The 11,919-nt window shown below is 40.0% G+C and carries 7 protein-coding genes and 1 tRNA gene; 4 read left to right on the plus strand and 4 right to left on the minus strand.

Annotated elements, in window-relative coordinates:
* Positions 1-103 precede the first annotated feature (103 nt).
* The 3 genes from IJS99_03460 to clpB all read right to left on the minus strand — a co-directional run bounded on the left by IJS99_03460 (position 104) and on the right by clpB (position 5,540).
* On the minus strand, positions 104-1,648 hold the full coding sequence (locus IJS99_03460; GenBank protein ID MBQ7560880.1) for an ATP-binding protein: 1,545 nt from the start codon (positions 1,646-1,648) through the stop codon (positions 104-106).
* A gap of 24 nt (positions 1,649-1,672) precedes the next feature.
* Positions 1,673-2,776 carry a hypothetical protein gene (locus IJS99_03465; GenBank protein MBQ7560881.1) on the minus strand — a complete coding sequence of 368 codons (1,104 nt, stop codon included), beginning with the start codon at positions 2,774-2,776 and terminating at the stop codon, positions 1,673-1,675.
* 154 nt (positions 2,777-2,930) lie between these two features.
* Complete coding sequence (gene clpB / locus IJS99_03470; GenBank protein ID MBQ7560882.1) at positions 2,931-5,540, minus strand: ATP-dependent chaperone ClpB; 2,610 nt, start codon at positions 5,538-5,540, stop codon at positions 2,931-2,933.
* A gap of 152 nt (positions 5,541-5,692) precedes the next feature.
* Between clpB and IJS99_03475 the strand changes: the two genes are divergently transcribed.
* Both IJS99_03475 and IJS99_03480 read left to right on the plus strand, forming a co-directional pair.
* A complete protein-coding gene (locus IJS99_03475; GenBank protein MBQ7560883.1) occupies positions 5,693-6,601 on the plus strand; it encodes a hypothetical protein in 909 nt (302 codons plus the stop codon).
* Positions 6,602-6,613: 12 nt separating this feature from the next.
* Complete coding sequence (locus tag IJS99_03480) at positions 6,614-6,949, plus strand: tRNA-binding protein (GenBank protein ID MBQ7560884.1); 336 nt, start codon at positions 6,614-6,616, stop codon at positions 6,947-6,949.
* A 45-nt stretch (positions 6,950-6,994) separates the two neighbouring features.
* Here the strand turns inward: IJS99_03480 and IJS99_03485 are convergent, their stop codons facing one another.
* Positions 6,995-9,685, minus strand: a complete 2,691-nt coding sequence (locus IJS99_03485) for a pyruvate, phosphate dikinase (protein MBQ7560885.1) — start codon at positions 9,683-9,685, stop codon at positions 6,995-6,997.
* A 97-nt stretch (positions 9,686-9,782) separates the two neighbouring features.
* Here IJS99_03485 and IJS99_03490 point away from each other — a divergent pair.
* Positions 9,783-9,855: transfer RNA gene (locus tag IJS99_03490), tRNA-Glu, on the plus strand.
* A gap of 99 nt (positions 9,856-9,954) precedes the next feature.
* The coding region (locus IJS99_03495) for a hypothetical protein (protein ID MBQ7560886.1) at positions 9,955-11,919 on the plus strand (1,965 nt) is incomplete at its 3' end.

The following is an 11,919-nucleotide window of genomic DNA, read 5'->3' on the forward strand; positions in this document are numbered from 1 at the left end:
ATTTATAAATATTTTATTAATCTCTAAATTGTTTGTATACAGGTCTCGGAAATTGAACGCGCAGTAAATTTCTAAACAGGGGATTCTGTATTAAATATTCGCCCTACTCGAGACGTGTTAATAAATTTTTATAGACGCCCGGAAAATTGCTGTAATCGTGATTGCTTGTTTCATTAGAATTACTGCGGCCGTATGCATTTGTTGCGCAATTGCCGGTAACTCTTGGATGTATTGCGGATCTGAACTGTTCAGCACCGAATAAAATTACACCCATTGAGCGGCCTCTTTCTGCCACGTCTAAAAGCTCATGCAAAACCGGTGAATTTCTCGCGACATCCTTTGAAGCGTATTTATTAAGTTCGTCGATAAATATTATAATTTTCGCGGGAGGTGTTACGCCTTCATAACTGCCCAGCTTTAAATTATAAATCGTCTTTAATGCATCACCGAACACAAAGGCCTGTTTACTCGTTTCAAGTTTGGAAATGTCAATTACTTTTACTTGGCCGGCTTTAATTTGCGTTAACTCGCTTTCTAGTCTGCAAGTATTATCAGGAAAATCAGGGCTTGAGTCAAACATTTCATCATTCTTGAACATTGTATTAATAAGCCTGTAAAATTTTCGCCAGCTCGATGCAGCTATACCCCCGCCGGATTTTGTGCTCTGTGTAAAGCTGATTATTTTCTTGAGAAGTCCGTCCCACGCTGTAATATTGCGAAAGTCTGAGTCTTCAGGGTCAATTATTTTGCTGATTATAGCTTCAGTTGTCTGATAGGGGTCATCTATCTCATTAAACAGCAATTCTATTTTTTCGCGGTCATCATTGTAAGTGTATAAAAATTTTTTGAGCTTATGACCTGAAATATACTCGTTAATGTCGCTTTCAGGCAAATATGAACTTGATTTTGTTTTGCTGTATGGTATGTAATAGCTGACGTTCTCAAATGGAGCCGCACTCATTCCGAGAATATTATATCTTTTGCGTTCATAGTCAGTGAGTTCGTCATTAGGCTTGTCAATGGCCATTAAATCGCGTCCCTTTACGTTAAATATTACAAATGAGACACTTTCAGCGTTTAATTGTTCCTGAATCGCCCTGAGTAAAAACATAGAATATGAAGTCTTTGCAGCAAGTCCGGAGATTCCCGAAATATTCAAGTGAGCTCCCTCCGGACCGAGTAAATATTTAGAGTTTAATTTTACAGGCAGATTAACTTGATAATTAGTCCCTGCGTACATAGTTATAGATCCGCAAGTTACAGGATTCTGAATTTTATCGAGTCCCAGTGCTGTATTAATTTCTTCAGGCGAGGCAAGAGAGACAGGCGCATTATTATGAACTGGCGTATAAAAATTTTTTGTGTTAATTAACACTGAGACTTCAACGCAATTAAATGATATTCTCTTCGTGGCAGATTGAGCTTTGAGACTCCCGAAATCGCTTGAAATATAACTAGATAATGGGCTCGACGAGTCAGTTATATGTGAAATATTCTCGACGCTCCCGAAAGTAATAGAGTTCGCAATGTGTTCGACTTTAACGACATCAAAAACGTGAATGGGTAAATCTGAACTTGTCCAGAAAGAAAATTTTTCTATAGTTGTCGGGCTGCTTTCAGTTGCAATAACTCGGCCTATAATGGGCATTAATAATAATTCCTCCTAAAAAATTTAAAAAATGTGTAAGAAACTTTCTTTGTTAATATATTTTGATTTAGCAAATCTTTCAGTGAGATATACGGGGTAAATATCGCATTTTTTTGCGTAGTTTACCGGGCTGCGTTCGTTGATAATATACGCGCTTAATTTATTTAATTCGCTGCTGTCAATAATTTCGTCATTATCTGCTAAGAGTCTTTCAAGTTTTATGACTCCGTCAAATGCTGAATTTGTGCGGGTTCTGTCGTAAAGTCTCAAGTACCAGACAGCCATTTTTCGCGAGCCTAATTTTTCGGAACTTGTGAAGATTGCCGCTTGAGTCCTGTGATATAACGGCAACTCAGCAATATAGCTTGAATCACGTAAACCGCGGGGATTTATGCAGGATGAGGGCTTGAAATTTTTGACTGCTCCGACTACATAGCGATAATGATTTAAATCTAAATTTTTCGTGAATATATATTCAATTGAGCCGCTCTTGATTAAATAATTATTGTGATTTAATAAATTGCCCTGTGATAAATACTCGGTCAGTTTGATTTCATAAGTCATAGCGCGTGCTTCTATTTTTGTCCGGCCTCTGCTTTCAAGACTTTGGCTCAAGTTAGAATCTTTTGCGGTTGAGTATGTTAATACAGCTGAAATTTTTATATTCAAACTTGCGAGCGAGTCATTTAATTTCTTAGTGAGTGCCTGAATAAAAAATTTTTTGTCCGCGGGATTTGCAATTACTACATCAGGCAGAACTATAATAATTTCATGCTTGAACATAAACCGCGATAAATTGCCCTTAACTCTTTTACAGCAAGCCGCCCCGATTTGTCCGGCCATAATGGGATAAATATTTTGCGAGTAAATAAACTCATCGACTTTGTAAACACTTTTAGTGCCGTCAATGAAATAATTTAGAATTTGCCCGCCCGATATTTTTTCGCACAGTGAACTAAGATTTATATATTTATTATTCTGAGACTCGGCCATTTTCTCCCATAAACTAAACGAGTCAGACTCTATAATTTGCGGGGATTCTTGATCAGATGATAAATATTTATTAATTTTGCAGCTTTGGCCGTGAGTTTCCTGTTCAATAATTTGAATCAGCCCATTATGATTCATAAAAAAATTTTCTCCTGAATTTGTGTTTAGCTTGATAGTGTGAATTATAGCATAAAAATTTTTGTATAAGTGTAATAGCGTGATGAAGTCAGTAAATGCAATGACTCATAAAAAAAGGGAGACTCGCGCCTCCCAGTTATAAATTTATTCTATTCTATTCAAACGAGAAAACTAATTCTCCGGCTTTCATGTCAATATTGACTCGAGTCTTTTCGCGGATTCCTCCTGCAATTAATGCACGCGCTAATTTTGTTTCTACATTGTGAGTGATATATCGCTTTAAAGGCCGAGCCCCGTAAACTGGATCATAACCGGCTGAAGCAATAAATGACAGCGCAGAATCCGAAAAATTTAACTCGATTTGACGCTCTGATAATCTCTCAGATAAACGAGAAAGCAAAATTTTCACGATTGATTTAACTTCGTCTTCAGTCAACGGCTTAAAGAATACAATATCATCGACTCGATTCAAGAATTCCGGCCTGAAGTGTTCACGTAAAGCCTGCATAACTTCATCGCGTGCAGTAAGAGAAATTACCCCGCTCACGATATTATCAAGCAAAATCTGCGAGCCTATATTACTTGTCATGATTATAACAGTATTCTTGAAGTCAACTAAATGGCCGTGTGAGTCCGTTATTCTGCCGTCGTCCAAAACCTGCAGCAAAATATTAAACACGTCCGGATGAGCTTTCTCGATTTCGTCAAATAATATTACGCTGTATGGCCGTCTTCTCACTGCTTCAGTTAGCTGCCCGCCCTCGTCATAGCCTACATAACCGGGGGGAGCTCCTACCAAGCGCGAGACTGAATGTTTTTCCATGTATTCGCTCATGTCGATTCTAATCATGTTCTCTTCACTGTCGAAAAGTGCTTCAGCTAGAGTCCTTGCAAGTTCAGTCTTTCCTACACCGGTCGGGCCAAGAAATATAAATGAACCGATTGGGCGTTTAGGGTCCTTAATGCCGCTCCGGGCACGTAACACTGCATCAGCTACGAGCTGCACTGCCTCATCTTGACCGACGACTCTTTTATGTAATATCTCGTCAAGTTTTAATAATTTCTCGCGTTCACCTTCTAATAATCTTGTAACAGGAATCCCCGTCCACCGGCTGACTATGTCGGCGATCTCGTCTTCTGTAACTTCTTCACGTAATAATTTCTTGGAGTCCGAGTCTGACTCTGATTTTATTTTTTCAGCAGCTTTTAACGAGTCTTCTAATTCGCGTAATTTGCCATAACGTAATTCTGCGGCTTTATTCAAATTATATTCACGTTCGGCGCGTTCGATTTCTGATTTGACATCTTCAATTTGCGAGCGTAAATCACGAATTCCCGTAATAGCTTTCTTTTCTGATTCATATTTTGCGCGTAAAGTATCAGCCTGTTCTCGTGCCTCCTGTAATTCCTGCTGTAATTTTCCGAGTCTTTCTTTTGAAGCGTCATCGGTCTCGTGTTTTAACGCTGTCTCTTCTATTTCTAACTGCATAACTTTTCGCGAGGCATTATCTAATTCAGTAGGCTGTGAGTCAATTTCTGTGCGTAACATTGCGCAGGCCTCATCCACTAAGTCAATGGCTTTATCGGGCAGAAATCTATTAGTGATATAACGATTCGACAACACGGCGGCACTCACTAGGGCATTATCACGAATCACTACACCGTGATGCACCTGCAATTTTTCACGAATCCCCCGCAAAATCGAAATAGTATCTTCAACTGAAGGCTGTTCAACGTCAACGGGCTGGAATCTCCGGGCGAGTGCTGCGTCTTTCTCGATATATTTGCGATATTCGTCAACGGTTGTAGCTCCTATGCAGTGTAATTCACCCCGTGCGAGCATGGGCTTTAACATGTTGCCTGCGTCTACTGCTCCTTCTGCTGCACCTGCTCCGACTATAGTATGAAGCTCATCAATAAATAAAAGAATTCTCCCGTCTGAGTTCTTAATCTCGTTTAATACGGCCTTGAGTCTCTCTTCAAATTCGCCCCGATATTTAGCACCCGCAATTAATGAGCCCATATCGAGCGCAAAAACTGTTCTGTCCTTGAGTCCTTCTGGAACATCGCCGCGTACGATTCTTTGTGCGAGTCCTTCAACAATTGCGGTTTTACCGACTCCGGGATCGCCTATTAAGACGGGATTATTTTTTGTTTTGCGTGAAAGGATTCTGATAACCCGCCTAATTTCGTCATCACGTCCGATTACTGGGTCTAATTTGCCGTTTTTAGCAGCGTCTACTAAGTCCCGGCCGTATTTTTCGAGTGCCTGATAAGTTGCTTCAGGGTCTGCGCTTTGGACTCGTTGTGAGCCTCTGACTTGATTTAGAGTCTTCAAAAATTTTTCTTCATTGAGTCCAAATCTCGCAAAAATTCTCCCGGCTGGTGTATTAGTGCCTTCTGCTAACATCGCTAAGAATAAATGTTCAACTGAAATATATTCGTCCTTAAGAGATTTAGCGCGTTCTTCAGCACGATTTAATAAACGATCAAGCCTCTGAGTTATATAAATTTTGCCCTGTTCAACGCCTGAACCTGTAACACGAGGCAATTTAGATAATTCATCGTCTACAGATTTTGCGAGCGAGTTTATATCTATGCTCATACGTCGTAATAATTGATTAATCAGGCCTTCTGAATCTTTTAACAATGCTGCTAATAAATGCTCTGTATCTACTTGCTGATGATTATATTCTGATGCTATTGAGCTTGCTTGCTGCAGGGCCTCTTGACTCTTACGCGTTAATTTCTCGTTATTATTCATGTGTGTTCACTTCCCTAAAAAATTATTTCACTTTTACTGACGAAAGATTTTAAGACAGAGCGAAAATTTTTCAATAAGTGATTTTGCGGATTAATAATATATGGCGTAAAATATTTGTGTCAATATAAGCAAAATTGGAGTTGATATCAATAATGCGTAATCGAAAAAATACTGTCTCTGAACTAGATAAATTATTTCAAGAAGTAGGCAGATATAGAAATAGTAAAGAATATGATGAGCTATTAAAATTTGTTGCACGTTTTCGTAATATTGCCCCGTTTAATGCGATGTTAATTCAAATGCAAAAGCCAGGCAGCAAATATGTAGCAAGCGTTAAAGACTGGGCAGAACGTTTTCAGCGCAAACCTAAACCCGGTGCACGTCCTCTTGTAATTCTGCGTCCATTCGGGCCGGTTCAATTTGTATATGAATTAAACGATACGGAGGGGAAAACTCTTCCAGAAGAAATTTTGAATCCGTTTAAGGCACATGGGGAGATTTCTTTATCAGAACTTGAAAAATTTATTAAGTGTTTATTTTTTCATGGCATAGAAGTATACAATAACGATTACGGCACTGATTTTTACGGTAATGTAGAAGCAGTGAATAAAACAGGACAATATACAAAATCCCGTGTAATATACAAATTTAGAATTCCATTTGCAATTACGATTAACAAGAATCATGATTTTACTACACAGCTTACTTCAACTTATCATGAACTAGGTCATATATATTGCGGTCATTTATATACTCCAGATATAGAATATTTACCTGAAAGATATAATTTACCATTAGAAATTAGCGAATTCGAAGCCGAGTCTGTGTGCTGGCTTATATGCGAACGTCAGGGAATAAAGAATCCTTCAGCGGAATATTTAAGCCGTTATCTTAATGATAATAAAACTATACCGTCTATTAGTATTGATACAGTTCTTAAGGCAGTAACATCAATAGAAGAAATTATATCTCATAATATAACAACACCGCGCAAGGAATTATTATTAAAACATGATCAAAATACTGATTTATACGCTTTTCATCAAATCACTTTATCATGAGGAAAATAAATAATGGCAGCTTTTGACGATTTCACAAAACTAGACATCAGAGCAGGAACTATAATAAAAGCCGAGTCATTTCCTAAAGCAAGAAAGCCAGCTTATAAATTATTAATCGATTTCGGGAGAGATATAGGCCTGAAACAATCAAGCGCACAAATAACTGAATACTACAAACTTGAAGACTTGCCCGGCAAAAAAATTTTAGCAGTCATAAACTTCCCAGCTAGGCAAATTGCTGACTTTATGAGCGAAGTATTAGTACTCGGCACTTATAGCAACGGGGGAGTCGTCTTAATAATTCCTGACAAGAGCGAAAATGTTAATAACGGTGATAAATTAGGGTAAATTCTCCCTCCCTGCGATTATAACAGGAAAGGAGAAATATTTTACTTACTTCAACACGCCTAAAGCCGCCTGAGCCGCCGCAATCCTAGCAACTGGAACTCTAAACGGTGAACATGATACATAATTTAAATTAAGCGAATGACAGAATGCAATACTTTCAGGATTTCCGCCGTGTTCTCCGCAAATTCCGACGGATAATTTATCATTCACTTTGCGGCCCTTCTCGACTGCCATTTTTACGAGCTGCCCAGGCCCGTCGCGATCAAGTACAGCAAACGGATTTTCTTTGAAGACTCCTTTGTCTATGTACTGGAATAAAAATTTATTCTCTGCATCATCGCGTGAATATCCCAGTGTCGTTTGTGTCAAGTCATTTGTCCCGCATGAGAAGAACTGCGCATATTCTGCTAACTGGTCAGCAACAAGTGCCGCTCTTGGAACTTCTATCATAGTCCCGACTAAATACGAGAATTTTACGCCGCTTTCTTTCATGATTTCATTTGCGATTCTGTCGGCCATCTCTCTAAAGAATTTCATTTCCGGTTTAGTCCCGACTAAAGGAATCATTACTTCAGGTTTGACTGTAATATCGGCCTTAGTGAGTTCGACAACTGCCTCAAAAATTGCGCTCATCTGCATCTCATAAATTTCAGGATAAATCATTCCCAGACGGCAGCCCCTGAATCCTAACATCGGGTTATTCTCGTGTAACTGGTGAACTTTTTCGAGAGTGTCATTTAAGCGTTTTGCTTCAGGTGAATCGGGAGCAGCTTTCTTTAAGTCTTCGAGTATATTCGGCTCCTTAGGCAAGAATTCATGTAAGGGCGGATCTAACAATCTTATAATAACTGGCAGGCCGTCCATAGCTTTGAAGATTCCTAGAAAATCATTTTTCTGCATGACCTTCAATTTTGCCAGAGCGTCCCTGCGTTCTTCCTTGCCCGACTCGCTTGTTCCCAGTGCCACGACTAAACGCTGCATAACCGGCAATCTATCAACGCCCATAAACATGTGTTCAGTCCTGCAAAGTCCGACACCTTTCGCCCCGAATTCGCGCGCCCTCTTTGCATCTTCCGGAGTATCTGCATTTGTCCAGACCATTAATTTTGCGTTCTCGTCTGCCCATGTTAATAATTTCTTGAAGTCATCGCTAAATTCAGCGTCAATCATTTTTGCTTCTCCGGCGAGTAAATTTCCTGTTGTGCCGTCAACTGTTACCCAGTCGCCTTTTTTGAATACGCGATTATCAACTGTTAGAGTCTCTTTATCAACGTCAATTAATGCGCTCTCACAACCGCAAACGGCCGGCTTACCCATTCCGCGGGCAACTACAGCAGCATGACTCGTCATTCCGCCTCTTGATGTAACTACTCCATTTGAAGCAAATAACCCGTGAATATCGTCCGGGCTTGTTTCAGGACGTGCCAAAATTACCGGTTTATTTTGTCTTGACCATTCTTCGGCCTCATCAGCAGAAAATACGAGCATTCCCGCACCTGCACCCGGTGAAGCTGGTAGACCCTTTGCAATAATATCCTGCTTAGCTGATTTATCAACTTGACGGTGTAATAACTGCTCGACTTGATCCGGAGATACACGCGTTACTGCTGTCTTTGTGTCGATTAAGCCCTCATTTACCATGTCGACGGCGACTTTTACGGCTGCGGCGGCTGTTCGTTTCCCTGCACGAGTCTGCAATAAAAATAATTTTCCGCGCTCAATCGTGAATTCTATATCCTGCATTTCCTGATAAGTATTCTCAAGCAATTTAGTGAGCTCGCAAAGTTTTGCATAATTTTCGGGCATTTTTTTCTCAAGTTCGGCTATAGGCATGGGCGTTCTGATTCCTGCAACAACGTCCTCACCCTGAGCATTAATTAAGAATTCGCCGTATAATTTATTTTCACCAGTTGAAGGATTACGAGTAAAGCATACACCAGTCCCGCAATCATCGCCGAGATTCCCGAATATCATAGCGATAACGTTTACAGCTGTGCCTAAATTGTCATCGATCTTGTTAATTTTCCTGTAAGTTATTGCGCGTGGAATATTCCAGCTTTTGAAGACTGCTTCAATTGCGCGTCTTAACTGCTCCCATGGATCTGAAGGAAATTCGCGCCCCGTTGAATTCTTGTATATTGCCTTGTATTCGACTAATAATTTTTCGAGCTGTTCGGCCGGAATCTGATAATCCTGCTCGGCGTTTGACTCTTTGCGTGCTTTTGCGAGTGCTGACTCGAATAAATCAAAATTTACCTCGTCTACAACGCTTGAGAACATTTGTATAAATCTCCTGTAACTATCAAGCGCAAATCTCTTATTGCCTGAAGTCTCAGCTAAACCCTTCACTGTATTATCATTCAGGCCTAAATTTAAAATCGTCTCCATCATTCCGGGCATTGATATGGGCGCGCCGGATCTAACAGAGACTAACAAGGGATTTTGCGAGCCTCCCCAGATTTTGCCGGTTTCTTGTTCGAGCTGAGAGACTGATTTTTTCACATCGTCCCATAATTGATTCATTATTCCGGGATCCTGCATATATTTGCGGCAGACTTCAGTCGTTAATATAAACCCTGCAGGAACAGGCAGCCCGCTTTGAGCCATCTTGCATAAATTCGCACCCTTACCGCCCAGTAATAAACGGTTTGAGCTGTCCCCTTCCTTCAGGCTGTAAATAAATTTTTCACTCACTGACAAATCACTCCTGATAAAAATTTTTTTGAATAAATGCATTATAAAGAATTCAGCGTTAAAATCATTACGTCATTTCACTAGTTTATATAAAAACTTGCGCAAAAAATTTTTTCGTGATAGTATTTCACATCGTAATGGCCTCATCGACTAGTGGTCTAGGTCGTAGCCCTCTCAAGGCTAAAACACGAGTTCGAACCTCGTTGAGGCTACTTTCATTAATAAGTCTTCCGGATATAAGCGGGAGGCTTTTTTTTTACACGTCATGATTTATAATAATAAAGATTTTACAAGGACGGACAATAATTATAATGAGTGTAAAGACAGCTGAAGAAAAATTACGTGAAATGTTAGAAGGCGAGCCCCTGAAAACCGCAAAACATGAAAGCAGGAAAGAGGCTCAAATTTTAGACGCAGCCAAGCAAAATAAACGAGATAAACAAGAGGCAGAGGCGTTTATTCAGGATTTGGAGAAAAAATTACCCCCGTTGAAGTTAAAGCCTAAGCCAGTTAAGAAAGCAGCACAGCAAAATCAAGAAAACACTTCGCAAGCTGTCTCTAATTCTAATGTTATTGCACAGAGTGAAAGCAAACAGCAAGAAAGCCAGCCGCAAATTTTACCCGTTATAAATAATAGCCAGACTGAGCCGGAAATTTCGCAAATCCCTGAGATTGATACAAGTTATATAGATGAGCCTGATATTTTACCCGTTATCACAAATGATGATAATAACGAGCAAGAAAACGAGCCGGAAATTTTAGAGCCTGATACAAGCTACATAGACGAGCCCGAAATTTTACAGGATAATTCAATTAATGAAGACTTGCCCGTTATTGCTGACGATAATAATAGCAGCGAACAAGAGCCGTTTTTTGCAGATAGTGATGACGAGCCGGAATCAAATCCCGATGATTTACAAGTTATCGCAAATAATGAGTCAGAGTCAGAACAGTACGAACAAGAAAACGAATCAGAACCTGAAAATTTGCCCGATATTCCTGTAATTGACGAACAAACAAGCGAACAGGAAGACGAACTCCCTGTAATTCCTGTAATTGACAATGAAGACGAGAACAACGAGTCCGAGCCTGCACCTATTAGCGTTACCATGCCGGAAAGTACTGCAACCGCTGAAGACAAATTAATGGCCGATATCGCCGAAGCCATGACAGGAAACCCCTTAACACTTGAAAGCGGTAATAACGAGCCTTATAATCTGCCCGATTTTACACAAGATAATAATAACGAGCAACAGACGGCCGAGGAAAAATTACGCGCTAATATAGCTCAAGCAATGACAGAGTCGCCCCTTGACATCGCTCAAGATAATATTAATCAAAATTTGGAGCAGGATTTGAATCCTTTTGACGAGCTGCCAGAATTCAAGCCTCAAAGCAAGCCCGAACCGTTTATACCCGATTTTGACGAGAATATTAACGAGCCTGAACAAGATTCAAATAATGAGCATGAGTCAGAGCCAGAATCAGAAAACGAGCAGGGAAGCGAAATTTTACCCGAAATCAATAACGAGTCAGAACCGGAACAAGAAAACGAGCCTATAGAAATTGAAGATATTGATTTGCCCATTCAAGAAAGTGAAAGCGAGCCGGAAAATTTACTAGAAATCAATAACGAACCCGAACCCGAACCCGATTTCAGCTCGTTTAATATTGATTTAGACGATGATATTAATCAAGATACGCCGGAACCTGAAAGCAATAACGAGTCAGACTCTGAATCAGAATCAGAATCTGAATCCGAAAATTTGCCGAGTTTGCTTAATGACCCTGACGAACACGAAGATAATGACGACTTTGATATTTCTTCACTGGGCGCACTCAGTGAGGCAGCTTCTATAATCGGCGATGATCATGATCACGACAACGACAACGAACACGATAATACAAACAATTTTATCAGCGAACTAGATAACGAGCCTGAATACACAGCTCCAGAGTCCGAGTCCGTAATAATAAATAATTCAAATCCAAATTCAGAGGAAGAAAAGAGTAATCAACAAGTTATGAGTATCAGAGACAAGTTAAAGAGCCGTAAAGCCGGAGACGGTGAAGGAAAATCTTGGGGAGGTCTTATTACTGCCCTGTTATTAGCTGCTTTATTAATAGTCGGCATTATGCTTTATTTCAAAATAGGCAGTCTGGCAAACGGCATTACTATCGAGCAGGCCCCGCAAAGTTCTCAAGCTCCCGAAACTTATGAGTACGCTATTGATTTTATTCTTGACCAGAATTTAACAGAAAGAATGACCCAGCGC

The sequence above is a fragment of the Synergistaceae bacterium genome (assembly GCA_017444345.1).
GTDB lineage: Bacteria > Synergistota > Synergistia > Synergistales > Aminobacteriaceae > JAFUXM01.